This is a genomic window from Bradyrhizobium sp. LeoB3 (assembly GCF_055456055.1).
Window position 1 is genome coordinate 1 of record NZ_JBVBEF010000088.1, and the last position, 24,413, is coordinate 24,413.

At 61.3% G+C, this 24,413-nt stretch carries 31 protein-coding genes, 2 tRNA genes and 1 pseudogene; 12 read left to right on the top strand and 22 right to left on the bottom strand.

From position 1 onward, the window contains the following. Positions 1 to 393: 393 nt before the first annotated feature. The 3 genes from ACZXDY_RS35520 (at position 394) to ACZXDY_RS35530 (ending at position 2,022) form a co-directional block, all read left to right on the top strand. A complete protein-coding gene (locus tag ACZXDY_RS35520) occupies positions 394 to 720 on the top strand; it encodes a hypothetical protein (RefSeq protein ID WP_028168565.1) in 327 nt (108 codons plus the stop codon). A 38-nt stretch (positions 721 to 758) separates the two neighbouring features. Further along, on the top strand, positions 759 to 1,220 hold the full coding sequence (locus ACZXDY_RS35525; protein WP_464348731.1) for a cupin domain-containing protein: 462 nt from the start codon (positions 759 to 761) through the stop codon (positions 1,218 to 1,220). A 91-nt stretch (positions 1,221 to 1,311) separates the two neighbouring features. Then, positions 1,312 to 2,022, top strand: a complete 711-nt coding sequence (locus tag ACZXDY_RS35530; protein WP_464348732.1) for a phytanoyl-CoA dioxygenase family protein — start codon at positions 1,312 to 1,314, stop codon at positions 2,020 to 2,022. Positions 2,023 to 2,044: 22 nt separating this feature from the next. On the opposite strand, the gene ACZXDY_RS35535 is transcribed toward ACZXDY_RS35530, so the two are convergent. From ACZXDY_RS35535 to ACZXDY_RS35555, 5 genes are all read right to left on the bottom strand, one after another. Continuing rightward, positions 2,045 to 2,121: transfer RNA gene (locus ACZXDY_RS35535), tRNA-Pro, on the bottom strand. A 159-nt stretch (positions 2,122 to 2,280) separates the two neighbouring features. Further along, a complete protein-coding gene (locus ACZXDY_RS35540) occupies positions 2,281 to 2,763 on the bottom strand; it encodes a DUF192 domain-containing protein (protein ID WP_464348733.1) in 483 nt (160 codons plus the stop codon). 126 nt (positions 2,764 to 2,889) lie between these two features. Further along, positions 2,890 to 3,552 carry a cold-shock protein gene (locus ACZXDY_RS35545; protein WP_208826247.1) on the bottom strand — a complete coding sequence of 221 codons (663 nt, stop codon included), beginning with the start codon at positions 3,550 to 3,552 and terminating at the stop codon, positions 2,890 to 2,892. 197 nt (positions 3,553 to 3,749) lie between these two features. After that, positions 3,750 to 4,511: an SIR2 family NAD-dependent protein deacylase gene (locus ACZXDY_RS35550; protein WP_464348734.1), complete on the bottom strand. Its 762-nt coding sequence runs from the start codon at positions 4,509 to 4,511 to the stop codon at positions 3,750 to 3,752. Positions 4,512 to 4,617: 106 nt separating this feature from the next. Next, complete coding sequence (locus tag ACZXDY_RS35555) at positions 4,618 to 4,863, bottom strand: hypothetical protein (protein WP_028168571.1); 246 nt, start codon at positions 4,861 to 4,863, stop codon at positions 4,618 to 4,620. Between the two features lie 186 nt (positions 4,864 to 5,049). Between ACZXDY_RS35555 and ACZXDY_RS35560 the strand changes: the two genes are divergently transcribed. Then, positions 5,050 to 5,238: a hypothetical protein gene (locus ACZXDY_RS35560; protein WP_035692515.1), complete on the top strand. Its 189-nt coding sequence runs from the start codon at positions 5,050 to 5,052 to the stop codon at positions 5,236 to 5,238. A 67-nt stretch (positions 5,239 to 5,305) separates the two neighbouring features. Here ACZXDY_RS35560 and ACZXDY_RS35565 read toward each other — a convergent pair whose 3' ends face one another. Both ACZXDY_RS35565 and ACZXDY_RS35570 read right to left on the bottom strand, forming a co-directional pair. Then, a complete protein-coding gene (locus ACZXDY_RS35565; protein ID WP_464348735.1) occupies positions 5,306 to 5,653 on the bottom strand; it encodes a hypothetical protein in 348 nt (115 codons plus the stop codon). A 321-nt stretch (positions 5,654 to 5,974) separates the two neighbouring features. Continuing rightward, positions 5,975 to 6,163, bottom strand: a complete 189-nt coding sequence (locus ACZXDY_RS35570) for a hypothetical protein (RefSeq protein WP_130225694.1) — start codon at positions 6,161 to 6,163, stop codon at positions 5,975 to 5,977. A 359-nt stretch (positions 6,164 to 6,522) separates the two neighbouring features. Between ACZXDY_RS35570 and ACZXDY_RS35575 the strand changes: the two genes are divergently transcribed. Then, positions 6,523 to 6,687, top strand: a complete 165-nt coding sequence (locus ACZXDY_RS35575) for a hypothetical protein (protein ID WP_464348736.1) — start codon at positions 6,523 to 6,525, stop codon at positions 6,685 to 6,687. Between the two features lie 51 nt (positions 6,688 to 6,738). Here ACZXDY_RS35575 and ACZXDY_RS35580 read toward each other — a convergent pair whose 3' ends face one another. The 3 genes from ACZXDY_RS35580 to ACZXDY_RS35590 form a co-directional block, all read right to left on the bottom strand. Further along, the gene (locus ACZXDY_RS35580) at positions 6,739 to 6,951 is read right to left on the bottom strand and encodes a hypothetical protein (protein ID WP_464348737.1); all 213 of its coding nucleotides are present in this window, start codon (positions 6,949 to 6,951) and stop codon (positions 6,739 to 6,741) included. 531 nt (positions 6,952 to 7,482) lie between these two features. Continuing rightward, positions 7,483 to 7,692, bottom strand: coding sequence for a hypothetical protein (locus ACZXDY_RS35585; RefSeq protein ID WP_028168575.1), 210 nt, complete (start codon positions 7,690 to 7,692; stop codon positions 7,483 to 7,485). Positions 7,693 to 7,816: 124 nt separating this feature from the next. Continuing rightward, the gene (locus tag ACZXDY_RS35590) at positions 7,817 to 8,020 is read right to left on the bottom strand and encodes a hypothetical protein (RefSeq protein ID WP_130225692.1); all 204 of its coding nucleotides are present in this window, start codon (positions 8,018 to 8,020) and stop codon (positions 7,817 to 7,819) included. Between the two features lie 231 nt (positions 8,021 to 8,251). On the opposite strand from ACZXDY_RS35590, the gene ACZXDY_RS35595 reads away from it, so the two are divergent. Together ACZXDY_RS35595 and ACZXDY_RS35600 are read left to right on the top strand one after the other, a co-directional pair. After that, positions 8,252 to 8,704: a VOC family protein gene (locus tag ACZXDY_RS35595; RefSeq protein WP_464348738.1), complete on the top strand. Its 453-nt coding sequence runs from the start codon at positions 8,252 to 8,254 to the stop codon at positions 8,702 to 8,704. Between the two features lie 313 nt (positions 8,705 to 9,017). Then, a complete protein-coding gene (locus ACZXDY_RS35600) occupies positions 9,018 to 9,674 on the top strand; it encodes a glutathione S-transferase family protein (protein WP_035692520.1) in 657 nt (218 codons plus the stop codon). Positions 9,675 to 9,796: 122 nt separating this feature from the next. Here the strand turns inward: ACZXDY_RS35600 and ACZXDY_RS35605 are convergent, their stop codons facing one another. Beyond that, entirely contained in the window at positions 9,797 to 10,042 is a 246-nt protein-coding gene (locus tag ACZXDY_RS35605; RefSeq protein WP_028168578.1) for a porin, read from the bottom strand. 31 nt (positions 10,043 to 10,073) lie between these two features. Continuing rightward, the gene (locus ACZXDY_RS35610; RefSeq protein WP_028168579.1) at positions 10,074 to 10,331 is read right to left on the bottom strand and encodes a PilZ domain-containing protein; all 258 of its coding nucleotides are present in this window, start codon (positions 10,329 to 10,331) and stop codon (positions 10,074 to 10,076) included. A gap of 226 nt (positions 10,332 to 10,557) precedes the next feature. Between ACZXDY_RS35610 and ACZXDY_RS35615 the strand changes: the two genes are divergently transcribed. Continuing rightward, positions 10,558 to 10,632: transfer RNA gene (locus ACZXDY_RS35615), tRNA-Glu, on the top strand. 169 nt (positions 10,633 to 10,801) lie between these two features. Then, positions 10,802 to 11,215, top strand: coding sequence for a hypothetical protein (locus tag ACZXDY_RS35620; protein ID WP_464348754.1), 414 nt, complete (start codon positions 10,802 to 10,804; stop codon positions 11,213 to 11,215). 509 nt (positions 11,216 to 11,724) lie between these two features. On the opposite strand, the pseudogene ACZXDY_RS35625 reads toward ACZXDY_RS35620, so the two are convergent. Together ACZXDY_RS35625 and ACZXDY_RS35630 are read right to left on the bottom strand one after the other, a co-directional pair. Further along, positions 11,725 to 11,844, bottom strand: a pseudogene (locus ACZXDY_RS35625) (VOC family protein); the annotation flags it as partial. A 43-nt stretch (positions 11,845 to 11,887) separates the two neighbouring features. After that, entirely contained in the window at positions 11,888 to 12,109 is a 222-nt protein-coding gene (locus tag ACZXDY_RS35630) for a hypothetical protein (protein ID WP_456641571.1), read from the bottom strand. 1,290 nt (positions 12,110 to 13,399) lie between these two features. Here ACZXDY_RS35630 and ACZXDY_RS35635 point away from each other — a divergent pair. Next, a complete protein-coding gene (locus tag ACZXDY_RS35635; RefSeq protein WP_464348739.1) occupies positions 13,400 to 14,305 on the top strand; it encodes a sialate O-acetylesterase in 906 nt (301 codons plus the stop codon). A gap of 409 nt (positions 14,306 to 14,714) precedes the next feature. Here the strand turns inward: ACZXDY_RS35635 and ACZXDY_RS35640 are convergent, their stop codons facing one another. Further along, positions 14,715 to 14,867, bottom strand: a complete 153-nt coding sequence (locus ACZXDY_RS35640; protein ID WP_464348740.1) for a hypothetical protein — start codon at positions 14,865 to 14,867, stop codon at positions 14,715 to 14,717. A 716-nt stretch (positions 14,868 to 15,583) separates the two neighbouring features. Here ACZXDY_RS35640 and ACZXDY_RS35645 point away from each other — a divergent pair. Both ACZXDY_RS35645 and ACZXDY_RS35650 read left to right on the top strand, forming a co-directional pair. After that, positions 15,584 to 15,796, top strand: coding sequence for a hypothetical protein (locus tag ACZXDY_RS35645; protein WP_464348741.1), 213 nt, complete (start codon positions 15,584 to 15,586; stop codon positions 15,794 to 15,796). Between the two features lie 51 nt (positions 15,797 to 15,847). Further along, a complete protein-coding gene (locus ACZXDY_RS35650) occupies positions 15,848 to 16,180 on the top strand; it encodes a low affinity iron permease family protein (RefSeq protein WP_464348742.1) in 333 nt (110 codons plus the stop codon). A gap of 73 nt (positions 16,181 to 16,253) precedes the next feature. Here the strand turns inward: ACZXDY_RS35650 and ACZXDY_RS35655 are convergent, their stop codons facing one another. The 7 genes from ACZXDY_RS35655 to ACZXDY_RS35685 form a co-directional block, all read right to left on the bottom strand. Next, complete coding sequence (locus ACZXDY_RS35655) at positions 16,254 to 17,441, bottom strand: 6-phosphofructokinase (protein ID WP_028168586.1); 1,188 nt, start codon at positions 17,439 to 17,441, stop codon at positions 16,254 to 16,256. 78 nt (positions 17,442 to 17,519) lie between these two features. Further along, entirely contained in the window at positions 17,520 to 18,671 is a 1,152-nt protein-coding gene (locus tag ACZXDY_RS35660; protein WP_464348743.1) for a fructose 1,6-bisphosphatase, read from the bottom strand. Positions 18,672 to 18,937: 266 nt separating this feature from the next. Continuing rightward, positions 18,938 to 19,225: a hypothetical protein gene (locus ACZXDY_RS35665; protein ID WP_130225681.1), complete on the bottom strand. Its 288-nt coding sequence runs from the start codon at positions 19,223 to 19,225 to the stop codon at positions 18,938 to 18,940. A 767-nt stretch (positions 19,226 to 19,992) separates the two neighbouring features. Beyond that, a complete protein-coding gene (locus ACZXDY_RS35670) occupies positions 19,993 to 20,259 on the bottom strand; it encodes a DUF6894 family protein (protein ID WP_464348744.1) in 267 nt (88 codons plus the stop codon). A 42-nt stretch (positions 20,260 to 20,301) separates the two neighbouring features. Continuing rightward, positions 20,302 to 21,012 (bottom strand): Crp/Fnr family transcriptional regulator, encoded by a 711-nt coding sequence (locus ACZXDY_RS35675; RefSeq protein ID WP_464348745.1) that lies wholly within the window; start codon positions 21,010 to 21,012, stop codon positions 20,302 to 20,304. A gap of 204 nt (positions 21,013 to 21,216) precedes the next feature. Then, positions 21,217 to 21,384 carry a hypothetical protein gene (locus ACZXDY_RS35680; protein ID WP_155255580.1) on the bottom strand — a complete coding sequence of 56 codons (168 nt, stop codon included), beginning with the start codon at positions 21,382 to 21,384 and terminating at the stop codon, positions 21,217 to 21,219. Positions 21,385 to 21,564: 180 nt separating this feature from the next. Then, complete coding sequence (locus tag ACZXDY_RS35685) at positions 21,565 to 24,402, bottom strand: autotransporter family protein (protein ID WP_464348746.1); 2,838 nt, start codon at positions 24,400 to 24,402, stop codon at positions 21,565 to 21,567. Positions 24,403 to 24,413: the final 11 nt, after the last annotated feature.

Sequence of the window (24,413 nt, forward strand, 5' to 3'; positions counted from 1 at the left end):
GACGGCGTCGCAGAATCGACGACGCCAGCTAACCGCGCCGCCTGATCGGCCCCATCACCCAATTTCGGCCATAGCTCTCACGACTGCGCCGGACCCGCAGTCCATGATGTGACGATGTTTGGCTCACTAAGTCGTCCCGGCGAACCGCGCGCCCGACAATCAACTCCCTGAAGGGAGTGCGTTGCACCCTCAGAGCTTCTCTGCCGCGAGCATGCGGGCGCAAGTGCATCCGAAAAATTTCGGCAGCCTCACGGGAGCGGTATCATCAGCGCCAATGATTTGACGTGCGATTTGGCAATCACAACCGTTGCTGGCAAACCCAGGCGCCGCCTACTATGCTCCGACGCTGCAAGCCCCGCCACGATTCCTCAATTCTTTTCCTTGGAGCCATGAATGTTCAGAACGCCTCTGATAATTCTGTCAGCCCTCGCCTCGATGATTGCTTCTGCCGCCGCTCAGCCTGCCTCTCTCACCTGCAGCGGCTCCCTGTTCGATCCGACTGGATCGGCACCGTCGTCAAAAAGCGTGACGCTTGCCCTCGGTCCGCCGGTTTCGATCGACACCGGGAATGGCCCGCAGCGCGCTACGGTCGTCAGCAACAACAGGATTCAACTCAGATTCAAAACCAAGGACTTCACGGGCGAGTATTTCCACTACACCAGTGATCTTTTCCTGATCTACCGATCAGGACATCTCGCGCGGTTGACGTGTCAGCGTTGAGCAAGCAGTGCGGCCTCGGGTGTCATGGAAAGGACCTCATGCCCAAGATCGATATCGCCACTGTCCCGAAACGCAAGGGCTCCGGCTACCCGCCGCCATTCGATGCCGCCTGTGCCGAACGCGTGCGGCAGCGATTGGGCAATGCCGGCGGCCTCACCGACTTCGGGGTCAATCTCATGCACCTGCCGCCGGGCAACTGGTCGAGCCAGCGCCACTGGCACTCGGACGAAGACGAATTCGTCTATGTGCTCGAAGGCGAACTGACGCTGATTGAAGATGGCGGCGACACGGTGCTGCGCGCCGGCGATTGCGCGGCGTTTCCGAAAGGCTCCGGCAACGGCCATCACCTCGTCAACAAGTCGGGCGCAATGGCGGTTTATCTCGAAGTCGGCTCGCGCTCGCCAGCCGACGTCACCATCTGCTCGGACGTCGACATGATGAGCTCCAACGCCGACGGCCGGTTCGTGCACAAGGATGGCACGCCCTACACGGGGCCGTAGAGTGAGCCGCCGAAAGGCGACGTACGCCCATTCCTCACGGAACGCGCTTCATCATAGGCCAAAACATCCAGCCTTCCATTGGTGCTTGACAGTGCAGACCAACGATCTGACCTTTGCCGACGATGGCGCGCAGCTTTTCCGGGCGGCGCTGCCGCCTGAGCGGTTGGACGTGCTTGAAGCGGTTCTCGCCCATTTGCCACGAGATCAGGCTGGTCTCAGGCTGAGAGGTGTTGAAGGTCTCGCGCCCTTCCTTGCCTCAACGGGACATATAGGCCGCTGTGCTGCGTCAGTGCTCGGCGACGATTGCCGGCCCGTCAGAGCCATATTGTTCGACAAGACAGCCGAAACGAACTGGTCCTTGGGTTGGCATCAGGACCGCACCATTGCCGTGAAAGAGCGCATCTCCGCTAATGGTTTTGGGACCTGGAGTGTCAAGACCGGCATGCTGCATGTCGAACCGCCCTTTGACGTGTTGTCCGGGATGGTGAGCGTGCGGGTTCATATTGATCCGGTACCCGCAAGCAACGCGCCGCTTTTGATCGCTCCCGGATCTCACAAGCTCGGACGGGTTCCCGAGGACAATGCAGAACGTTGTCAGGCGTTGCGGCACGGTTGCGTGTTTGGCGGAGCCTGGCGACATCTGGCTCTATGCGACGCCCATTCTCCATGCGTCGGAAGCCGCTATCGCGCCGATGCATCGCCGTGTCCTGCAAGCGGACTTTTCTGTCGTGCAGCTTCCCGGTGGCTTAGAGTGGCTGGGCATCTAGGACTTGCTGTGTCGAGCCTGAGCTTGCCGCTCTAACATATTGATTTTGAAATATTTTTGGTCGGGGCAGCTGGATTCGAACCAACGACCTGCAGTACCCAAAACTGCCGCGCTACCAGGCTGCGCTATACCCCGAGCAATCCGCAGGCGATGTCGATACACGGTTAGGCGGGCGCCAGCAAGCCGCTCGCCAGGCGCGATGGTGATCCGATCAGGCTGATCGGATCACCATCGCATCTCTTTGTTGAGCATGATCTTTCCGGAAAACCGGTGCCCACTTTTCCGGATCATGCTCTATTTGCCATTAAACAGCGGGTGGGCCACCCGGTCACCGGGCTGGATGCCGTATTTCTGCGCCGTGCCCGCGACCACCTCCAGCACGCCCTTGGCGAGCCCGCCGGACGAGATGATCTTGGTCGACAACGGCTCGGTATTCTCCGCGATCCGCAGGATGCGGCCGTCGGCGCGGATGAAGATCATGTCCAGCGAGACATAGGTGTTCTTCATCCACATCGACACCTGTTGCTCCGGCGAGAAGTCGAACAGCATGCCTTTGCCGTCGGGCAGCTCCTTCCGGTACATCAGCCCCGTCGTCTTCTCCTCCTCGGTCGTCGCGAACTCGACGGAGAAGACGTGCACTCCATTCTTGGTGACGATCTCAAGCGGCTGGACCGTCGCGGCCTTTGCGGCCGGGTTCGCGATCACACCACACAGGAGGGCAAGCGACGCAAACAGGGCAACGAGCAGGCGATGCCCGGTGACACGATCGAAAGTCATGGAAACTGCACTCACGGCAAAATCAAATCGCGCGGAACCTAACCCGAGCACCGCGCCGATGGCCAGAGGGCAAAGATATGCCACGCGCCATCCGGCTCACGTTTCCGTTAGAGCTTGCGCAGAAAATCAGTGCGACGACAGCGCCGACGGGCCGGTCTCCGGGTGGATTTCCGCGGCCATCATGCCCTTGGAGCCGGGCCCGAACCGCACCAGCACATATTGGCCGGGGCGCAGCTCGGTCATGCCGAAGCGGCGCAGCGTTTCCATGTGCACGAAGATGTCGGGCGTCCCTTCACCGCAGGTCAGGAAGCCGAAGCCGCGCAGCCGGTTGAACCACTTCACTTGCGCCCGCTCGAGTCCGCTGGTCGGGGTGACCGTGACATGGGTCCTGGGCGGCAGCATCTGCGCCGGATGGATCGCCGTCGTTTCATCCATCGAGAGGATGCGGAACGCCTGATAGCCCTTTGCGCGCTGCACGCATTCAACCACCACGCGAGCGCCCTCGTAGGCCGTCTGATAGCCGTCACGCCTGAGCACGGTGACGTGCAGAAGCACATCTGGCCAGCCATTGTCTGGGACGACGAAGCCGTAGCCTTTCGAGGCATCGAACCATTTGATGACGCCGGAAATCTCGACGAGGTTGGCGGCATCGCCCAAGCCGGAGAACGCATCCGCCGCCGGATCGCGCGGTGCTCTCTCCGAGTATTCACCCGGCACAAGCCTACCCTGCCCCGCGCCACCTGATGGTAGACCGCCGAGCTTCTTGGACTCAAATCCGTCCGACCCCATGACCCCGGACCCCGCACATCATCTGCAATCCGTCTCTCTGCGACGGTACCTCATCGGTGCGTTGTTGCACGACCGCTCATGAACAACGCACGCGAATCTCGAATCAAAAGATAACACTCCCGCTTGAATCGCATAGATAAAAAATGAATCCGGCGGGAACTATGAACAGACTTGCACGACTGCGAATCAATTGAGCGTCAATTGCCCACGAACGGCCCAAGCGTGTCGCCGATGTCGTGACGGATCACGAGATCCGCAATGTCGTCCTGATCGGTCGGCTCGTTGTTGATGATCACAAGCCTGGCACCGCAGTTCTTGGCCATCATCGGAAATCCGGCCGCGGGCCACACCACCAGCGAAGACCCGATCGCAAGGAACAAGTCGCAGTGCTGCGCAAGTTCCGTCGCCCGTCGCATCGCATCCTCCGGCATCGCCTGGCCGAACGAGATGGTTGCGGTCTTGATGGGATCGCCGCAGTCGGTGCAATCGGGCGCACTGCCGTTCTCGTCAAAGCGCTGCTTGACCCACATCAATTCGTACGCCCTGCCGCAACCGATGCAGCGGGCATAAGTCGTATTGCCGTGCAGTTCGACCACATGATCCGATTTGAAGCCGCTCATCTGATGCAGGTTGTCGATGTTCTGGGTGACGATCGACGGAATCTTCCCCGCGCGATAGAGCGAGGCGAGCGCGCGATGCCCGCGCCCGGGCTTCGCCGCCATGAAGGTCGGCTCCATCGCAAAGCGCCGGCGCCAGGCCTCGTCGCGCGCGTCGGCACTTGCAACGAATTCGTCGAATGGAATTGGCCGGTTGCGCGTCCACAGCCCGCCGGGCGAGCGGAAGTCGGGAATCCCGCTCTCGGTTGAAATGCCGGCACCAGTGAAGGGAACGATGGTGGAGGCCTCGGCGATCAAATTACCGAGCGCCTCGACGCCGCTGCGCAGATCTTTTGCAATCACGTGAGAAACCCGAGTTGACCGCACGCACTATAGCACGGCCAACCGGACCGAGGGATCTCACCTAGGATGCGGCTCTCAGGCCGCCTTTGTCACGCCGCCTGGTTTGTCACGCCGCTTTGGCGACCGGCTCCTTCGCCTCGTTCGGCTCCTTCACCTCGTCGCTCTTCTTCGCCTTCGCAACCGGCGCGGCATCGGACTTCTTCACCGGCTTGCCGTATTGGGCAAGCTTCTCCAATTCCGCTTCGAGTTCGGCGCGGCGCGCCGCGACCTTTTCGAACAGCTTGTCGGTCGCGTGCTCGCGCAAGCTTGCGAGTTCTTCGATGCTTAGTGAATCCAGATCGATCTTTGCCATGAACGGCCTCCCCAGTTTCCCTTTTTGGCTAGCGGGGCCGCGGAGAAGCGACAAGCAGCGTACGCGCCTTATCCACCGCCTTCGCTGCCCATCATCTCACCACAATCCTGCACCGGCTCCTCCCCATTGGCGCCCCATTGGGGAGGCGAATTCGCCCCCGATGACATTACGATTACAGGATGGGCCATGATCGAAGCCATGACCGAAGACGCCATGACCGAGAAGGAAGAGCTGCTTGCGCGTGAACGCGAAGAGATCGCCGCTCGCATCGCCAGCTTCAAGGCGACCCAGCAAAAGTTCGAACGCGAGCGCCAGGAGTATTATGCCAACACGCTCGGCGGCGCATGGCACGGTTACCAGCGAGAGCCAGGTTGAGACCGATTAGGAGTCCGCAACATCCGCGGAGTCGAAAAGCCCGGGGCGCGTCGCCCCGGGCTTTTTGTTACCAATAAGGATCCCAGTAGGCGCGCCGATAATAAGGGCCGCCGTAGGCGTAAGGACCACCGCCGTAGTAACGTCGATACCCGTAGCCGCCATAATAGGCCGGGTAGCTGTAGTAGCTCGGTCCGTAGTATCCGCCGTAGTAACCCGGACCGTAACCGTAGTAGTAGGGGCTTGACGCTGCAGCAGCGCCCGCGATCAGCGCGCCTGCGGCAAGACCAAATGCCAAGCCCGGACCCGCGCCGCGCCAACCCCAGCCGCCGCCGCGCCAGTACGCCTCGGCCGGCGAGCTCATTGTGGTCGCCCCCAGCGCGGCGACCGTAGCCAAAACTACGAGAGCCTTTTTCATCCTCGCCTCCTTAAGGATTCATCCGCGGCTCCAACGCAGAAATTGCCGATTGGTTGCATCGGGAACCCGCGGGCCTTCGGGGCCGCCCTGGCAGCGCTTGGACGGGCCGTCTCCCTTTGAGCTATGCAACTCGGCTGGACCACCCATGGATTGGCGCAGGAACAAACCACGACCTCCGCGCGTATTGTGCTGCAGAAGGGGTAATGGTCTCATGCCGGTTTGGCTGGAAATTCTGATCAACATCATCGGCTATGGCGGGTTCATCGCCATCGCGATGTATCATCGCTCCTCAAGCGAGAAATTGCCCGGACAGGATCCGCGCTAATTCGCCTTGTGCGGTTCACCCGCGGTGCGCACCAGGCGGTCGGCCTTCACCAGCACGCGTCCATCGTCCGCCTGCGGCCGCAGCGAAAAGCTGATCGCGACGAAGGCGAGACAAAACAATAGCCCCACCAGCATCACGCGCCGGTGAGTTCGCCTGTCTGCATTGTGGAACGAAGGGATCATCATGGCTCGGGTTCCGCAGCTGATCCCTATGCGCAACCTCCGGTTATCGCAACGCGATCCTGCCCTTAACCTAACTGAATAGCGTTATCGGCTGCCCCGAAAGAGATCGTTAGGAACACGGCGCCGCACGGGCGCCATCCGCTACCTCTCGTCCCCAGCTTATCCGCAGCAAATCCACAGGCCGCCGGACCGGCCTTTGCCAAGCAATTTCCTGATCTTGCTGCGCAGCGATCCACACACGCCCCGCCGTGCTCGCGATCGGAGTTCCCGGACGTTTGGACAACCGAATTCATCCCCATTAACCGCACCTCTTTAGAAAACGTAAATGCGGATCTGGGATTTTTGGGCAGGAGGTTGCCGTCATGGTCATCTACCCCGTCCCTGCCGCGGTGACGCAGGCGAAGGTTCAGCTCGTCATCGACGAGACTGCAAAAGCGCCGCCGCATCAGATCAATGCCGATGTCCGGAGCGTCATCGACGCCCAGACCCACGCCGAACGCGAGGCGCTGCTCGACCGCAAGGCGTGACGGCAAGCACCTCCGCGTTCTCCTGGCGTGAATGCCGAACCGCGCCAGCGCTTAGTCGTTGGATTTTGGCCCGCCATGATAGCGGTGGGCGTCGGCATCGCTCATTTGCGGTGCCATCTGCTGATCGAACACGTTGAGCGCGTCGTAGGCGCGCTGATCGGCCGCCGTTTCCTGCCGCGGCGTCGAGGCGTCCGAACGTGCGAACGCCTGTCCGGACGTTGCCGCCACCGCCACGATCGCCGTGGCCAGAATGATGCTTTTCATGGATCTGCTCCTCGCTGCGTACGTCGCCTCGGTTCCGACATGCGCGCGGCGGCATGGGAATGCGATGCAGGCTCAAACGCTTGTGTAAAAAGGTGAGATCAGAACACCAGGCCGTTGCGGCATGCCGCGCGCGGCCTTGACCCGTGACAACACTCCGCAGGAACACTTCTGATCGTCAGGAGTTGAATGAGCATCAGGAAGTGCCGGTAGGAACACTCCCCCTGCCGCCTACCGGCTAAGAAGCCCCGCGATGCCCCCGTCGCGGGGTTTTCTTTTGAACCTATTTGCACGCCGACAGACATAGTGGAACTGGGGATTTCAGGGCCCAGTAATTCGCGGCAGCGTCGCCCGGAGAACATACTCCTCTAGGCGGCGCTGTTGCTTTTTGAAAATTCAACCTTAAGTTATCGACTGAAGCTGGCGGCTCGCGCCCTGAATCCCCAGACCGTCAGCCCGAAAGCCCCGTGCCCCCACGCGCGGGGTTTTCTTTTTCGGACTTGTTCTGACTCTTGGGCAATTCACCGGCGTCGCTCACGACAGCGTGGCGATGATCGTCTGCAGCTGGTCAGACGCTGACGCGACGAGGCCATCGAATGACGTTTGGCCGTGAGCCGCCGCCCTCAGAATACGTTCGGCGACCGCCGCCTTGACGCCGAACACGGATTGATCGGCGGGAATTTTCGCCATGACCGCTTCCAACGCGGCCCGCATGGTCTCGATGAGTTCAGGACTGTATGGCATAGCGTCCTCCCCGCGCGGCAAGATAGTCGGAGCGCTGTTGCCTGCCACTCACAAGCCCGAGACTCACGACCATGTGTCGTTGCGGGTTTCAATGAATTCGGGCGGAGATCGCTTGCCCGCCTCGCTATCCAAATACCCACCAGATCAGGGGACCACCGAGTCCGACGAGAATGGCGAAACAGAGCGTGAGGCGGCCGATCTTCTGCAGCGTGGTCACCTGCGAGAAGTCCCGGTCAGGCATGCGGCCCAATCGACGCCCCGTCCAATCCAGGGCACGCCCCATCAACCCAGCGACCAGTTCGAACAGATACGGGACAACGCCATCCATGGCCTCACCTTGGCACAGCCAGTGCTTCCACTTTGTTACACGGGAGCCTGTTCGACACCCTGCCCTTCACAGCCTTTTCTGATATCTAGGGCGTGATCCGGAAAATTGGATGCCGTTTTTCCGAAAGGGTCATTCTCAAGCAAAAAGATCGAGCGGGATGATTAATCATCACACCTTGGTCTCGCGAACCGCCCAAACCAGACGCTGCAACCCCCAGAGGGAGCCAACACCATGCGTTATCTCCACACCATGCTGCGCGTGCGCAATCTCGACATCGCGATGAAATTCTACCAGGACGCGCTGGGGCTGAAGGAAGTGCGCCGGATCGACAGCGAGAAGGGTCGCTTCACGCTGGTCTTCCTGTGTGCGCCCGAGGATGTCGACCAGTTGAAGAAGCTGCCGAGCACGCGCGGCGCGCCGCTGGTCGAGCTCACCTATAACTGGGACGAGGAGAAATACGGCGAGGATCGCCATTTCGGCCATCTCGCCTACGAGGTCGACGACATCTACGCGACCTGCGATCGGCTGATGAAGCTCGGCATCACCATCAACCGCCCGCCGCGCGACGGCAACATGGCGTTCGTGCGCTCGCCGGATCTGCACTCGATCGAGCTGCTGCAGAAGGGCGATCCGAAGCCGCCGGCCGAGCCGTGGCTGTCGATGCCGAACACCGGCCACTGGTAGCCCTCGCGCAAATACTGCGCGCACGTCAGGTCACAGCATGAGCGCCGCGATCCATAACGGAACGAGCGCGTGGATCGCGCGTTTCCTCACCGATACGAAATGGAGGAGGAAACGATGGCAAGAGGACTCTTGCTGTGGCTGCTTGGCGTGCCAATCCCGGTGATCATCCTGTTGTGGCTGTTCTTCGGACACTGATCGCACGCAACCCGCCCAACCCAACAAAATCAGGTGCCGCTCAGCGGGCCTGATTTTTTGTTGGTGCGGGATGATCGGGATCGCGCTTTCTGCTATTCCGCCGTCAACGCAAGAAGGCATGGGAGAGAGACGCGTGGCGGAAAAATATCAACTCACGGTTTGGGGCCGGGCCAACTCGGTCAACGTGAAGAAGGTGCTGTGGTGCCTCAGCGAGCTCGAGCTGCCCTATCACCGCATCGATGCCGGCATGGAGTTCGGCAAGAACGACCAGCCGGACTATCTCGCAATGAACCCCAACGGCCGCGTACCGACGCTGGTCGACGGCAGCTACACGCTCTGGGAATCCAATTCGATCATGCGCTATCTCTGCCTCGCCTATGGCGAGGGCTCACCGATCTATCCGGCCGCGCCGCGCCAACGCGCCAGCGTCGATCGCTGGCTCGACTGGACGCTATCGACGCTGCAGCCGGTCGACCGTCCGGTGTTCTGGGCGCTGGTGCGCACGCCGCCGGAAAAGCGCGACATGGCCGCGATCCAGAAGGACGCCGATGCCGAAGCCGAGGTGTGGCGGATTGCCGATGCGCAGTTGGCGAGCCGGCGCTTCATCGACGGCGACGGGTTCACCATCGCCGACATCGCGATCGGCGCCTTTGCACGACGCTGGTTCGGCGTCGAGGGCATCGCCAAGCCGAGCCTGTCCAATCTGGAGCGCTGGTTTGCCGAGATTTCCGCACGCCCGGGCTTCGTCCAGTTCCTGGCGCCGCCGTTGTCGTGAGCTGATTTTCGAGCGAAGCATGCCCTCGGACTTGATCCGAGGGTGGGCACCGGTTCGCGTGAAGAAAACGCGTCAAACAAAGAATCTAGAGCTTCGTTTTCGATTCAATCAGAACCGAAGCTCTAACGCCCGCCGATCGACACGCCATCGCCAATGTCGATGGCACCGCCGATCTTGATGCAGGTGTCGGAACCCTCGATCCTGACGAAGCCGGCGCCGTACTCTGCGCACGCATTGGGCCGTGCGCCTCTCTTCAGCGGGAGCGGCTTTGCGGAAGCCGTTGCTTTGCCGGACTTGGTTCGATGAGGCTGCTCCGCGAGTGCGATTGCCGGCAGCAGCGCGAGGACGAGGATCAGCGTCTTTCGCATCGGGCCTTCTAACGCGCGAAGGCGGGAACTGCTAGCTCACGAACTTGACGCCCACCGTCCTGCCGCGGCGCCACACCACCTCGCAGGGCCGTCCGGTGCGGGTGTCGCGCGAGAACGCCAGGCGCAATTTTCCAGGCAGCGTGTTGGGATCGTCGATCGTGATCTTGGCGCCGGTGGACGACATGTCCTGCACGACGCAGGGCCGCGCGGCGAATCCGCCCTCCAGCGTGATCCAACCGGGCTGGTGCATCGATTTGCGCGCCTCGCGCTTCTTGCGACTGAACGCCATGGCCGACGCCTACGGCATCAGGCTTTACAAAGCGTTGCGAAACACCCGCGGTTTTTCGGGTATCGGCGCCTGTGCTGATCGATCCGGGGATGGCTGCAAAAAGGGCCATCCTGCGGCTTGCCCCCCCATCCAATCACCACTATACGTTCGCTCCGTCGCCGCCAGTAACCGTCGGCGGCCGATCTGGCATATCCCGCGGCTAACGCATTGATTTGCCGATTGTTTTGCTCCCTTCGTCTATCGGTCAGGACGCCACCCTTTCACGGTGGAGAGAGCGGTTCGATTCCGCTAGGGAGCGCCAAAAGCCGATGAAATCAAAGAGATAGCCGATGGTTAGCCGGACAGGTTAGCCAAGGCGGTTAGCCGCGCCCCCGGTCTCGGAAGTGCGGCTCCAGTTCCTAGTCTACTCAACACGTCACACCGCAAGGGCTACCGGCTTGCCGCCGGTAGCCGCGAAGCTCATTCAGATGATGGGCACCAAGTCACGCGAGACCATCTTCGGCGCGCCCGTGCGCGCCGCCGCCGAGCAGGCCGCCGAAGCACGCCAGCGCGCCGATCGGCTCGCCTGTGAAGCCTGGAACAAGCGCATGCTGGCGTTCCAGGGCCCGGCGCAGCCTTCGCCGGCCCTCGGCGACGCACTCAACGCCGGCTACACCTATCTCGAGGTGAAGTGTCTGGGCTGCGAGACGCACCAGACGGTCGCCCTCGATATCGTGCGCCGGCCGAAGACGGCGCCGATCCACGAGCTTGAGCGCTACATGCGCTGCAAGCTGTGCTCCGAGGAGCGAGGCTATCCCTACAAGCGCAGCCACCTCGTGGCGCTGCGGCCGACGAAGATATCCGCGCAGGATCCGCCGTCGACCTGCTGGCCGGGTGAACGCTGAACGATCGGAAAGTCCTATGGTCACCCGGTTGGCAAGAGTGGACTCTCAAGCTCCCTTTCTGTTGGCCACGTCGGTGAGAATGGCACCGCTCGGCCGAATTACTGCGAGACGAAATTGGGAACGAACGCTCGCGTCACGATTTTAGAAGGTATGAGACCGCCACTCGCCGTTAAACTACACGGCGCGTGTCGCGGATAGCCAAAGGTCACAAAGACCCGCTGTTTCAGAACCAGCGCTCGCGCAGATAGCCAAAAGCGGCGGTCTCCGGTTCCATTCGGAATTGCCAGCGGTACTCGCTAGCGGAGGCCTAGTTGCGAACGGAAAGGCTGGCGAGGTCGAGAACGTTTGGTTGGATGAGTTGCACGGGCTGCGGATTTCCATCAAAGGCCATGATGGGAAATGGCCCGTCTCAACCGTCAAATTCCCGGAAGACTAGTCTAACAACGGCACTTTGTGGGACGCGCTCGCTGACATTGTCGCCCTTCGTCATTGTCCTCGCATTGCGCTCGGCTGAGTTCTTGGGCGAGCCCGATGAGAAGCCCTTCGGGCCCGCAGGTGTAGCAGAGCCGATACGCATCTTTATACTGAACGACTTCGCCTACAGGCTGCGCGCCGCGATTGCGGAGCCTTTAAAGGTTTCGGTTCCAGACATGGAAGATGCGAGCGGCAGACCTATCGCATTTCGAGCTCTTTGATTGCCAGAGCCGAAATTTGTGCGGGGTCCTTGATGCCGGATTGCGCGATCTTGATGATGTTCCTCGCGATCATTTCCGTCAGAGGGTCATCGCGATCCTTGACGTTTAGCGTCTGCAACGCGCGCTCATAAGCCGCTGTGATGCGGCTGAACTTTTCCGGCTCCACGACGGAGCTTTGCAACAGTCGATAGATGGCCAATTCTCACCGCCCAAGCCCCGCCGGGGGAAGCACAGCAACCTTGTACACGGTCGAAGAACTACGGACGCTATTGTGTCACGACCTATCAGGAAGCGATCCGCGCATTATTCCGGGCAATCAATCGGTACATTGGACAGACTAGCGGCATGGAAAAGGAGCGGTCCCGGCTGGGGGCAATGCTGAGACCGCTCCTCTCGGGACATGACACGAGGCCGTCACACATGTCGGTGCAAGCGGCCGCAGGCACGCCCTGTCGCCGGCATGGCACTGAGCTTCAGAACTTCACGCATGCTTACGCCGCCGCTTGACCAACCAATAGACGCCATAGCCGACAGCGAGCATCGGGAGACCGGCGCCGGCGATTGGACCAGGGGCTCCGTCGACGCGGTGACCAGGCGGGTCTCGGCCGGGGGCGTTCTCGCAATTCCCGCCGCCGTTGCAGGCATTCGCAGGCGGGGCAGTCATGATCAAAGCTAGGGCAAAAATAGCAGCGGGAATCGCAGATACAGTCTTCACAGATACCTCCTGCATTCTCACCAATTCAAACTGTGAAATTAAATATGACATTTAACAATTAAATAGGTTAATTTATTAAATATGTTCGTTGCAATAAACCGAATGTTCGGAGAAATGCGCGGAAGGCGGAATATGGCCAATTTGAAACCGATCAGTTGCCCCCTTTGCGGGGCTGAGGCCCAAGACATTACCGTTGCGACGTTCGATGGACGGACGATCTGTTGCGGCTTCTGCGGCGACTATGATGTCTCCGGCACGGTGTTCGAGGCTGGGCTGCTTGACAGGTTGGATCGCAGAAGAAGGTTGGATGCACTCGAAAGAGCGAAGGGCTCCGCTCCCTCGGGCAAGCGCCCAATGATAACAAGCCACGATCTTTAGCAGACATGCCGACCGCGCCCGCCGATCTCTTCCTCCGCCCACCGTAATCGGCGGCGACCATGTGGTCATCTGGGATGGCTTCTCGATCCGGCGTATCTACAGGAACGTACCGCAGCAGCCAGACCATCGCGGTAGCTGTGCGGACCTCGAGAGGGCCAAGGCAGTTTTCAAGGCGACTTGGCTGCGAGTGCACCAGCAGCTGAGAGCGATGAGGACGTTGCGGAGGCCCGCAGGAATCTCGCAGGATCGAATTGGCACAAGAGACGAGGTGCAGGTCGAAGACTATCCACATTCGTGGAGGGTCATGGCCCTCTCGCAAGTGCCGTTTCGCGCCTTCAATGGTTGCGCTAATCTACCAACCGCGGCGGGGCTAGTTCCGCAGGTGTTCGAATGCACATGTCGCGCGCGAGCTTTTTGTTGGCAATTCTTGTCTTGACCGCGACGTATCTGCTTGGAGCGTACAGCGGTCGCCATGGCTTTTTTCCCTTTCCACTTCTTCACGCGCTGAAATCTCAGACGGCTCCCGACCGCTACACATTTGACCAGGCGGGGCGGCTGGCATCCGGCGATCAAAAGCAAGCTATTGCCTGCCCGCAGCAGACGGAACGTACGGCCGTGCTGTTGCTGGTCGGACAGTCCAACGCCGGAAATCACGCGGGGCAGCGGTTCCGCTCGGAACACGGGGAGAGGGTCGTCAATTTCTTCGATGGACAATGCTATGTGGCCGCGTCGCCCCTGCTGGGATCTGACGGCATCAGCGGAGAATATTGGACCCAGCTTGGCAACCTTCTGCTGGATCGCGGATCGTTCGACCAGGTCGTACTGGCTCCGGTGGCCGTAACCGGCTCTGAGGTCTCCCGCTGGGCGCTGGGCGGCGATCTGAACGGAATCATGATCGGCACCACGAGTCAGCTGCAGCAGCGAGGCTATGTTGTGACGCACGTCCTCTGGGTCCAAGGTGAGATCGACTACGTGGTGGGAACGAACGAGAAGGACTACCGCGATCGCTTCCTGTCGCTGGTCACCTCGTTGAGATCTCACGGCGTCGGTGCGCCGGTATACGTTGCCATTGCGACCAAGTGTTTATCGGCAAGCAACGGAGGAACACGCTTCCACTCTGCCGAAAACCCGGTGGCGCGCGCTCAGTTGGGCCTTCCCGATGGCAGCGCTGATCTGAGAAGGGGAGTTAATTTAGACGCCTTGCTTGGTGATCTGGATCGGTACGACGATTGCCATTTCGGCTCTTTGGGAGAGCAGAAGGTCGCGAGAGCCTGGGCAGACCTGCTCTCGACCGCCCGCTGAGCCGGCGCCAAGAAACTGCGATCGGTGCGGCGATGAGGAGCAGCGTGCTGTCACGGAATCGGCTTAGATTGTCGAGTGGCAATTCGGACACGAGGAACGGCCCCGCGCCACCGGGTAACCGCCTTTCAAATTGGAAACTACGGCCACAACTGCTGTGGCGCGATTTCATGACTGGGACGCTTCTATCGCTCTCGCCTCCGTCGCAGCGGCTGCCATCCGGCTCTGTTCCACCTCGCACGAATAGACCTCGGCGTGCTCGATGTTGTCGTGCCCGAGCATATCCATAAGCTGCCGAGATCATCATCGCGCATAAAGCAAAATATGCGCCGCTGCTCGATCGCCTCGAGCAGGAGCTTGCCGCGATCAAACGCCGACGACCTGGTCAGCCGCGCGCCGGCGCCTTCACTTCCTACGGTCTGTAGGTGCCGGGGTCGTCGCCGCCGACCAATCCGCCCCGGTTGTTCGGGCCGCCGCCTGCACCGCGGCTCCAACCGTAGCTGCTCCCACCGTAGTTGTTCCAACCGGGGTTGTTCCAGCCGTAGTTGCTCCCATTATAGTTCATAGAGGGCTGCGTCCGGGCGTAACTACCGTAATGCGTCCTGGTGCCTGACTTATGATGCTTCGTGTATGCAAGTGCGAACGTACTTGAGAGCGCGAACACAGAAGCCAGTGCTATCGTCGCAAGTTTCATGGTCGTTCTCCCTTGGGTTAGCAAATTCAATGCGCCCCCCGGTCTAGGACGGCGTACGCAGCGCGCGCATCCGACTCACAACAGGATGTCGGAACTGGCGTGCCTGCCTATGCATGTTCGGCAGATCGCGGCCTCGTGATCGAGGTCGCGGCTGTACCAATTCGGCCGCTCGCATGACCGCCAAACTGAGCAGCAGTCGCTCACTGTCACGGCCAGCGATGTCCGAGTTGGGGTCAACCGAGACTTGCGTCTGTGGAAGCGCGATCTGACCCGGCGCCTCAAGCAAACCTCGCTCTTACAGGCAAGTCCCTCAAACTTATGCGCCGCGCCCCTACCTTGCATGTGCGCCACCCGGCGCCGAGCGCGCCGACCGGAATCGCAGCGAGCAACAGCAGCACCGAGATCAGCCCGGCCGCCACGAACTTGAGCGCGACCCGGGGCCTCCGGTGATAGCGGCGCCCGTCGCGGGGCCGTCAAGGTCCATTGATGTGTTGTTGGCAGGCCGGAGTTCGGAACACCAAAGATGGGAGCGAGTTTAAATACGGCCGCAATCCAGGCGGAGGCCCGAGACAAAGAAGGGCCGAACCATGACAACATTCCGAACCGACCAGGTTGACGACGACAGGGTGAACATCAAGCGCGCCCCGAACACGCTGGCCGGGTCGATCGGCCGGCTCGACGATCACTGGCACGTCGAGATCATGTGGGGCGGCCCTGGCAGTGCCATTATCTGCGAGGCGCCATCACTGCCCCGCGCGTTGGCGTTCATGGATGGGTCAACCGCGGCATCGAGCGGCTGATAATGCTCGGTGAGCACTAGAGCCGTAGGCCGACAGCGCACAAGGCAGCCGATGGCCTTTGAGATGATTCGAGCATGGCTGACGCAGCTCGGCGTTCTAACCGCGCGCCCCGCGGCGTTTGCGCTTTTCGCCATGTACGGCATCGCCTGGATTATCCTGGGCAACGGTTTGGAATGGCACTCCCTAGCCACGCTCGCGACCTGGGGCATGACGTTGGTAATTCAGCGCGCCGAACACCGAGACACCGAGGCCATTCACGCCAAATTGGACGAGCTTCTTAAGGCAACCCGCCCGGCGAGCAACGAGCTAATGGACATCGACGACAAGGATGCAGAGGAAGTCGAGCGGGAACGCGAGGAGGTTCGCGCCGACAAGTCAGGATAGCTCAACCTGCGGGAGCTCCTCGCGGCGCATCGAAACCCGGATACCGCGTTCTCGAGCATGTTCTGCTGCCACCCTAAGAGGCGCGGGTGAGAAAGATCGGCAGCCCACGCTTGTTGGAATAGAGAGGACGGTAGCGCTGCGTGTTGTATGTGCTGGCGACGTCCAGTTTGCGCGGTCCGAGCCTGGCGTCAGGGATCGGCACGAGGTCATAGCGGCCCTCGACCAGCGCCGACATGAGGCCGGTCTTGCCTTCCAGGATAGCATCGTAGGCCATGTTTCCAAAAGTCAGGGCGACCAGCTTGTCGATGAAGTCAGGATCGCCCGAACGCAGGTCGTAGGTGAGATCAGAGACGATGGTCTCCTCGCCGGCGCGCCGCTTGATCTCGTCGGCAAGCGCTTCGGCCACGCTCGCCTTCTTGCGGTGACCGTAGGCGTCCGGTTCGCCGTATTCGTGCGCTTTGTAGCCCTCCCATTCCGCGCCTTCGCTCAACACGATCAGCGCATAGTTGCTTGGGTTGCCGCGCTTGTCCTCGATCAGCAACTGGATCAGCTTGTCGAGATCGACCTTGTACTCCGGTATCAGGCATCGGATCGAGGTCGCGTATGCTGTATAGAGTGCCGTAAAGCCGGCATCGCGGCCAAAGATGCGGAAAATGCCAACGCGCTCGTGCGAGCCGACTGTGGTGCGCTGCCGCTGGATCGCATCGCTGGCGCGGGTGATCGCCGTCGAGAAGCCGATGCAGTACTCCGTGTTGCGGACGTCGTTATCCATCGTCTTCGGTATGGCGATGATGTTGACGCCGAGTCCGTTCAGCTTGTCCGCATAGCTGAGCGTGTCGTCTCCGCCGATGGCGATTAAATGTTCGATGCCGAGCGCCGTCAGGTTCGCCAACACCTGGCCGCTGAGGTCCCAGGTCTTGGTTGCGATCCCGCCCTTGGTGCTCTCCGAGACCGGAGGGTTGCTGCCGACGAGATGATCGGGGAGCTTTTTCATTTTGGAGGGATTGGTGCGGCTCGAGTGCAGCACGGTGCCGCCGCGTCGGTCGATGATGCGGGTGTTCTCACGGCTGAGCGGAATGAGGTAGTGCGATTTGCTGGCGGGGTCGTCGAGGTTCAGGTGCGTCAGGGCTTCCCAACCGCGGCGGAGACCGACGACTTCGATGTCGTCCTCGCTGCCGCGATAGGTCACCGTCTTGATGATTGCGTTGAGGCCGGGAACGTCGCCGCCGCCCGTGAGAACACCGATGCGCTTTTTCGCCACGCTCGCCTCCCAAGATCAGGACTCGCAAATGCGCTCTCGCCGCAACTCGACGCTTCCACTGCTGCCGCCTGGCGCAGCCTACTCGGCCGCTTCCGGCTTGCGCTCCTCGCGCAGCCGAAAACGCTTCAGTAATCCGGACACGGTGTCGCGGAATCCGCCATACTCCAACTCGGAATAGGGCAGCATCGCAGCGCCGGACCAGCCTTGGCTGCGCATCTCGATTGCCTTGCGCTGTGCGCTCCGGCGCACCTCGTCCCACGCCGGATTGTCGAAGAAGTCGGTGTAGGACTCCGAAAAGCGGCCCTCCTTGTCGATCGAAAAGCCTGCGCAGGAAACGATCGGCAGGCAGTACATGCCGGTCACCGGCGTATTAAGCGGCACGGGCATGAGCGGCATCACGTGCGAGCCGCGCGCATCGCCACCCACGAAGTGCGCCTTGGCGAAGGGCGAGACGATTTCCTCGGGCGCCGGGAAAATTCCCTGGTTCCTGATGATCGCGACCGGATCATCCTTGCCGGTGTACTTGCCTGCGATCGCGTGAAGACGCTGCGCCGACACTGCGGCGGCGACCTCACCATGGGTTTGAGAAACGATGCGATCAATGCCAAAGCGCTCGTTGTCGCGGAGCAGCGCAGCAATGTGGTAGTTGTCCGCGGGCGCGTTGAGTTCGATCACGCTGTCGCCGGCCGTGTTGTCCATGTCGATGATATGGAAACGGAATCCCTTGATCATCGGGGGCAGCATCAGGCCCGCGCAATACATTGGATCAGCAAAGGCAAGGTAGAGCGGCAAATTGTAGGCGCCGGGGCCGCATTTGTCGGCGGCAAACACCATGAATGATTCCGCCGGTCTCGGAGCCGAGAGGCTGTGGTCGAAGCTGAGCTCGGCGACACCAGGGCCGGCACCGCGAATGTTTCCGGAAGGTGCGTCTGCGAGAAGATCCTGGCCGGCACCGTAGAGACCGGCAGTCTTGGCGACCGAAGTGGCGGCGAGAAACGCCTTCCAGGCGAGTTGATGGACCTCGGAGCTCCCCTCGCCCAGTGTGTGCGTCATGATGATCGCGATGTCATCGCCGGTGTGGCAGATGAAGGCATCGATCAAGAGCCCATCGCAGATCGCCTTGGCGACCTCGCCCTCGACAGTTGCGAGCATGCGGGAAGACGGTTTCGTGTGCCCGCCTACGGACCCAATGTCAGCCTTGATGACAGAAAGAGTAAGTCTCATGAGCATCCCTCCCAGCAGCACAGCTCAGCGCCTCGGCCACGACGCTTGCTGCGCCGGGGCGACGGCGCTGCTCATTCGCGAAAGCGAACGTCTATGCCGCAATTAGGTTCCAGCCTGGAGGGTAACAACCTCCGCACTGAGTGAGCGACCCTGCCCTTTTGGTGCAGACAGCTTGCCAACGCGGAAAGCTTTGCAGACTGGCGCCGCACTGCGGTCACACGAGGTCGTCTTTCATCTCATGCGCGGCGGAAAGAATCCGCGCCAGACGCACGTCAAGGCCGGAAGCGATCGCACCCGCTATGACGTCTCGAAAAACCGGTTCGACCTAACCGTCGGGCATCATGTTTTTCCTGAGGACCGATCAATTGCCGCGGCGTCAGTAAGCCAATTTTGGAGGGATTTTCCTGAGGACGCGATGCCAACGAAGCTGTAGCACGCTCCGCAGTAGACACCTTTTCTCGAAGTGCAAGCAGTTCAGCTCTCTGCTGTTCCAACCTGTCAACGTCGACAATCAAAGTTTGAAAATCTTTCTTCGAGCCAGCTTCGATCGAAACAGCCATAGGCGCCTCCCTTCCGGAAAAGCAGCATTGCCTCCTCTGACAATGGAGTCCACTTAACTGTGTTAGACGAACGCCAGATTTTCTCTCGCGTTCGTTCAGCTGCCATTCATCTAGCCGGTCGCAGCAGTCCGCTGCCTGACGGACGATTGCAGTGTGCTGACGGTTGGTCTCGCTGCTCGCGCAATCGACGCCATCGCCTCGGCCTTTGCTCAGATGGCCCGTGCCTGGAAGTGACCGGCTGACCCGCCGTCCGCACAGGAGTGGACGCTCGGACAGATTGTAGCTGATAGAGCCATGCTCCCTCCGCAGCGATCTCACACGTCGCCACCTCGCAAGCTCGGCACAGCAAGGCTTCGCTGGCGAACCGCCGCGTGGTCCCGGAAATCAATGAGCCTTTCGTCTGCTGCGGGAGGGGGCGTGCCGTTCGACTGAGGCGCGGACCTCGCGTGCGCGACGCGTGGCTGCCAACTCAGCATCCGCGACGCGTTTGCGAAGCGCAAACAGCGCCGTCACTTCGCGCTGAAGATCGAACAGGCTGGTTGTGTTGAGATAAAAATGTGCCTCCGACATGAGAGGCCCGCATGGTCGTCGCATTGGCTACGCCTCCGCTGCGAAATGCTGCTCGCTTTTCCCATGAGGCAGGGCCTTTGCAAATAACCCATGTGATTCCAGATTCCCGGAGATCGCACCCTCTAGGCACATATCCTACGACGTGCACAACGCCCGGTGTGTGCACTTTTGAACACAAGCGGTACGGGAGCGGGTCTCTACAGCGTTTTCGTGCGCTTCATCGTCGTGGCGGGACGGCTGCTGCGCCGGATCCGCATGTCTTCGGTCGCGAGATTGATGCGGAAAATTGTCGCGCCGTCTTCGACGACCTCCAGAGACCAGCTTTCACTCGGTTGCAGCGATCCCTCGATGTCGCGCACCAGCCGCAGCGCTTCCGCCCAGGCGGTTTCGGCATCAGGCAGTTCCATGCCATCCTCGTCGTGGAAGGGCCTGATCCCGGCAATGTGAAACTGATAGGTATGCATTTTGCGCCAACGCGAGGCACTCCCTCTCGTTCCGCAAAAGCTTCATTGCTGATGCAGATAGGTGTCGTTGAATCCTCCGATCTCCACGAGCTTCTCGATGTCGCTCAGCTTCACCATGTTCTTTTGAATGTCGAGCACGCCTTCCGCGCGAAAGGACTGGAGAACCCGGTTGACATGGACAGCGCTTAGCCCCAGCGCCTCCGCCAGCCGCGATTGGGTGATCGGAAATTCGAACTCGTCATCGGCGGCCAGCCCCATTGCGGTCAGCCGCTGGCGGAGTTCGGCAATGAGATGGGCCATGCGTCCCGCGGCCGTTCTCGTGCCCAGGCTCACGATCCACTCCCTGAAGACAGCCGCGTCCACCAGCGTTTCACGCCAGAGCGCCTGCGCGATCGATGGCCGCGCCTCGATGAGCTGATGGATGGAACGATGCTCGATGAGGCCGACCCGAGCGCGCGACAGCGTCACCAGATCATGGTCCATGCGATCAAGGAAAAGCCCCTGCAGGTCCGGCATGTCGCCTGCGGGGTGGAACGAGAGGATCTGTCGCTTGCCGTTCTCCGCCACCTTGGCACGATAGGCAAACCCGCTCAGGATCACGCAGCAATGCGTCGCGTGTTCGCCTTCGCTAATGACGACTGTCTCTTCCGGAAATTCCTTTACCTGAACACGCAAGGAGCGGAGCGCCGAGACATCATCCTCGCTCAATTTGGAATTGACCCGCAGCCTGCGGATCATCATTTCGCTGGGCATTGTCCAAACCAAAGGCAGGTGCAATTGCAACAAGGCGCGAGAGCTGTCGCCCTTTTGCCCCCTCAGCGTTAAGACCAAAAGCCTACCCCTCCTCGCCGGGGTTAGCGAGTCCTGTTCTCGACCTGCTTGGGTCGGGTTGCGCTGCCGCGAATCTGCGCGCTATGCTTCCGTTTCGAAGGCTGAGGCTGCCAGGCGGGCGATCACCTAATGATCGGCCGATTCCTCGTTGCGGACAGGCTGGTGCTCGACGGCCAGTGTTCGGTAATGCGCCGCCATCTCGCGGTAGTGCGCCCGCGAGATCGGATCCTTCGCCTCCTCGGCGCGCCGCTCGAACATTTCCGCTCGCTTCCGAAGTTCCATAGCGTCGGCCATCGATCCTCCGCCATTCGCCTCATTGGACCTGATCGGGATATGGTCGCGACGTGCGACCAACACCAGAGAAACAAGGATTACAGTGCGTTCACTTTAGCGCGGTTTGCTTACCTGAGGCTGCGGCGTGCTGCCGCGAGCTGCGTCCGGAACGGCTCGACCGGAGCGATCCGACGCCTCAGATCACCAGGTGATGCGGAAGCCGCCGGTGCCCTTGTAGCTGTGGTTCGCGGCGGCGTCTTCGAGGCTCGCGCGATAGGTGATTTCGCCGTACACGGCATAGCGGCCGCTCGCCCAGCTATAGGTGCCGCCGCCGCCGATGCTGCCCCACAGCCGGTCGTTCACATTGGCAAAGCCCGCGCCGGCGACATCGATCCTGGTGCCGTTGAGGAACTCGTAGTGCAAATTGCCGATCGCGTAGACGTCGGAGCGCACGATGCCCGCGCCGTCGTTCCAGACATTTTGATGATTGAGTGACAGCCCGACGCGGCCGAGCAGGCTGTCGGCATTGCCCAGCGAAACGAGCGCGCCAAAGCGATCGGCGAAGGCATCGAAGTCGACCTTCGCATAGGACAGCTGCGCCTGCGGCGTCAGCGAGAATCCGTTGCCGACCGCAATCCGCTTGCCGCCTTCGAGGCTGAACGTGTAGCCGAAGCCTTCATTGCCATGCGTCATGCTGCCCGCAAGCGCCGATGACAGGTCGCTGCGGTAGAACATGGTCTGCGCCTGGCCGTCGACATAGAAGCCGTCATGGCCATACCAGGTCGCGGTCGCTCCCACCCCCGTTCCTTCGGCACGGATGCGGCCGTTGCCGAAGAACGAATTGATGTAGGCCGTCGTCAGGCCATATTGCGCGGTGAGACCGACGATCAACCGGCCGCGATCGTTGTCGAACGCGACGCCGTCAAGACCGACCTGTGCCTTCATCTCGTCTGCATTGTAGGTCGAGCCTGTCGTGTTCGACGGCCGCAGCTCGCTCTGCCCGCCCTCGATGCGGCCCCAGAATGCCGATTGCGTCCACGAACCATCCGCCGTCGGCGCCTTGTTGACGCCGGCGCGCGCCATCGCCTCGCTGCCGCCCCAGTAGCGGTTGCCGACGCGCTGCTGCAGGCTCGGCGCCTGGTTCATGCTGAGCAGCACCTCGCCATAATTCTCGTAAAGGGGAATGCCGGGCTGGTAGAGCGGCCCGGCAGGTGCCGCGGGCGGCGGCGGTGGCGAACCGCCGGACGGCGATGTCGGCGGATTGATGAGGCTTGAACGCAGATACCAGTCGCCATCCGTCGGCGTGCTGACCCCGTTCTTCTGCAGCGTATAGGCGTAGGCGCCGGCGACGACGGCCTGCTGCCCCTGCAGCACGTAGTCGCCCTGCAAGGCGAAGGTGCCATTCGAGGCGCCGCCGACATCGATCACCTTGATGCCGTTGGCCGTCTGCGCGCCGGCACCGCCGCGATTCAGCACGCGCACGGTTGTCGAGCCTGCCGTGTTGCCGGTGACCACAAGGCGATCCGTTGCCGAGGCGTCGCCGCCCAGCACGGTTTCAAGCTCCAGAGCGCCACCGTTGCCGGTGTAGTTGCCGGCAACCGTCAAAGTGCCGATCGAATTGCCCGGCGCGATCACGCCGGCATTCATTGTGGTGCCGACCGTGCCGATGCCCTGCAGCCGTCCGGCGGACAAAACGTTGAGCGTGCCTCCGAGATTGCCGTTGACCGCAAGCGTACCGGCTTCGACCGAGGTCGTACCGGTAAAAGCCGAATTGTCACCGCTCAGGTTGGTCAGGCCGCTGCCGATCTGCCGGATCAGACCACTGCCGGTGACCGTCCCCGCGAAATCCAATCGGTCGGCACGGTTGAAGGCGAACGTGCCGTTGTTGGTCACGTTGCCGACGATGCTGCCCGAAGTGCCGCCGTTGCCGATCTGCAGCGTACCGCCCGTCACCGTGGTCCCGCCGCTATAGGTGTTGGCACCCGACAGCGTCTGCGTGCCGCCACTGACCGTCAGCCCGCCGGCGCCGTTGATGGCGCCGGCAAACGCATCGTTCGCGTTGGTGATGATCAGGTTCTTTGCGCCAAGGGTGACGATGCCGCTTCCTGCCAAGCTCTTGATGTGCGAGCCGGCGCCGGCGATGGCTGAAATATCGAACGTTGCGTTCGCGACCACCCGGCTCGAATTGGCGAGCGCATCATTGGCAGAGCTTGCGGGACCCGCCAGCGCTAGCGTGCCCTGCTGGATCACGGTCGCGCCGGTATAGGAGCTGCCGGCGCTTAGCGTGAAGGTCCCGGCGCCGATCTTGGTCAATCCACCAACACCCGAGAACCCCTGCGTTTTGATGTTGAACCCGTTGGTATCGACTGTCAGTCCGCCCGCGGCAATATTGTTTTGGCTGCCTGCCACCCCGCTGAAAAAGGCGGCACTATCGGCCAATGCTCGGACAGTCGCGTTGTCAAAATTTATTTGCCGCGTTCCCGAGCCCGCGACTATGCCCGTGGTCTCCAGGACGCCGCCACTTCTGACGTTGAGCGTGCCGGCCCCACCGGCGTTGTTCGCGAGTCTGATTCCGCCTTGCGCGACGACAGTCGCTCCGTTCTCTATGTTGAGTGTGCCGTTGCCCGCGTTCATGCCGACGATCAACTGGGAGCCGGATATATTCCACCGCGATCCGGCTCCGGTCACCGTGACGATGCCGGTATTTCCGGTGATCTGGCCAATTTGAAAGGTCGCCCCAGTGCTGGTGAGCGTGCTGCCGTTCTGAATTGTCAGATTGCCTGATGATCCAACACCGGAGGCAATAAGCATGTTGCCTGTCACGGCGGTCGCCGCACCGTTAACGCCGAGGACGGTCGGGTTCGCGGAAATCGAATTAATAGTGACCGCACCGCCAGCCGGCACCGTACCACCGGACCAGTTCGAGCCTACGGTCCAGTCGTTGCTCGTGGCCCCGGTCCACGTTTGTGCCGCCGCTGGTTTCGTCAACAGGGCCGACAGCGCCGCCACCGAGACGCTCATCAGCAGCAGGCGGTGCAATTCAGTTCGTT

What these genes read in the sequence shown, in the direction of transcription:
- ACZXDY_RS35520 (WP_028168565.1), top strand. Translation starts at nt 394, where the DNA reads ATGTTCAGAACGCCTCTGATAATTCTGTCAGCCCTCGCCTCGATGATT.
- ACZXDY_RS35525 (WP_464348731.1), top strand. Translation starts at nt 759, where the DNA reads ATGCCCAAGATCGATATCGCCACTGTCCCGAAACGCAAGGGCTCCGGC.
- ACZXDY_RS35540 (WP_464348733.1), bottom strand. Translation starts at nt 2,763, where the DNA reads ATGACTTTCGATCGTGTCACCGGGCATCGCCTGCTCGTTGCCCTGTTT.
- ACZXDY_RS35545 (WP_208826247.1), bottom strand. Translation starts at nt 3,552, where the DNA reads ATGGGGTCGGACGGATTTGAGTCCAAGAAGCTCGGCGGTCTACCATCA.
- ACZXDY_RS35555 (WP_028168571.1), bottom strand. Translation starts at nt 4,863, where the DNA reads ATGGCAAAGATCGATCTGGATTCACTAAGCATCGAAGAACTCGCAAGC.
- ACZXDY_RS35560 (WP_035692515.1), top strand. Translation starts at nt 5,050, where the DNA reads ATGATCGAAGCCATGACCGAAGACGCCATGACCGAGAAGGAAGAGCTG.
- ACZXDY_RS35565 (WP_464348735.1), bottom strand. Translation starts at nt 5,653, where the DNA reads ATGAAAAAGGCTCTCGTAGTTTTGGCTACGGTCGCCGCGCTGGGGGCG.
- ACZXDY_RS35570 (WP_130225694.1), bottom strand. Translation starts at nt 6,163, where the DNA reads ATGATGATCCCTTCGTTCCACAATGCAGACAGGCGAACTCACCGGCGC.
- ACZXDY_RS35575 (WP_464348736.1), top strand. Translation starts at nt 6,523, where the DNA reads ATGGTCATCTACCCCGTCCCTGCCGCGGTGACGCAGGCGAAGGTTCAG.
- ACZXDY_RS35580 (WP_464348737.1), bottom strand. Translation starts at nt 6,951, where the DNA reads ATGAAAAGCATCATTCTGGCCACGGCGATCGTGGCGGTGGCGGCAACG.
- ACZXDY_RS35585 (WP_028168575.1), bottom strand. Translation starts at nt 7,692, where the DNA reads ATGCCATACAGTCCTGAACTCATCGAGACCATGCGGGCCGCGTTGGAA.
- ACZXDY_RS35590 (WP_130225692.1), bottom strand. Translation starts at nt 8,020, where the DNA reads ATGGATGGCGTTGTCCCGTATCTGTTCGAACTGGTCGCTGGGTTGATG.
- ACZXDY_RS35595 (WP_464348738.1), top strand. Translation starts at nt 8,252, where the DNA reads ATGCGTTATCTCCACACCATGCTGCGCGTGCGCAATCTCGACATCGCG.
- ACZXDY_RS35600 (WP_035692520.1), top strand. Translation starts at nt 9,018, where the DNA reads ATGGGAGAGAGACGCGTGGCGGAAAAATATCAACTCACGGTTTGGGGC.
- ACZXDY_RS35605 (WP_028168578.1), bottom strand. Translation starts at nt 10,042, where the DNA reads ATGCGAAAGACGCTGATCCTCGTCCTCGCGCTGCTGCCGGCAATCGCA.
- ACZXDY_RS35610 (WP_028168579.1), bottom strand. Translation starts at nt 10,331, where the DNA reads ATGGCGTTCAGTCGCAAGAAGCGCGAGGCGCGCAAATCGATGCACCAG.
- ACZXDY_RS35620 (WP_464348754.1), top strand. Translation starts at nt 10,802, where the DNA reads ATGGGCACCAAGTCACGCGAGACCATCTTCGGCGCGCCCGTGCGCGCC.
- ACZXDY_RS35635 (WP_464348739.1), top strand. Translation starts at nt 13,400, where the DNA reads ATGTCGCGCGCGAGCTTTTTGTTGGCAATTCTTGTCTTGACCGCGACG.
- ACZXDY_RS35640 (WP_464348740.1), bottom strand. Translation starts at nt 14,867, where the DNA reads ATGAACTATAATGGGAGCAACTACGGCTGGAACAACCCCGGTTGGAAC.
- ACZXDY_RS35645 (WP_464348741.1), top strand. Translation starts at nt 15,584, where the DNA reads ATGACAACATTCCGAACCGACCAGGTTGACGACGACAGGGTGAACATC.
- ACZXDY_RS35650 (WP_464348742.1), top strand. Translation starts at nt 15,848, where the DNA reads ATGGCCTTTGAGATGATTCGAGCATGGCTGACGCAGCTCGGCGTTCTA.
- ACZXDY_RS35660 (WP_464348743.1), bottom strand. Translation starts at nt 18,671, where the DNA reads ATGCTCATGAGACTTACTCTTTCTGTCATCAAGGCTGACATTGGGTCC.
- ACZXDY_RS35665 (WP_130225681.1), bottom strand. Translation starts at nt 19,225, where the DNA reads ATGGCTGTTTCGATCGAAGCTGGCTCGAAGAAAGATTTTCAAACTTTG.
- ACZXDY_RS35670 (WP_464348744.1), bottom strand. Translation starts at nt 20,259, where the DNA reads ATGCATACCTATCAGTTTCACATTGCCGGGATCAGGCCCTTCCACGAC.
- ACZXDY_RS35675 (WP_464348745.1), bottom strand. Translation starts at nt 21,012, where the DNA reads ATGCCCAGCGAAATGATGATCCGCAGGCTGCGGGTCAATTCCAAATTG.
- ACZXDY_RS35680 (WP_155255580.1), bottom strand. Translation starts at nt 21,384, where the DNA reads ATGGCCGACGCTATGGAACTTCGGAAGCGAGCGGAAATGTTCGAGCGG.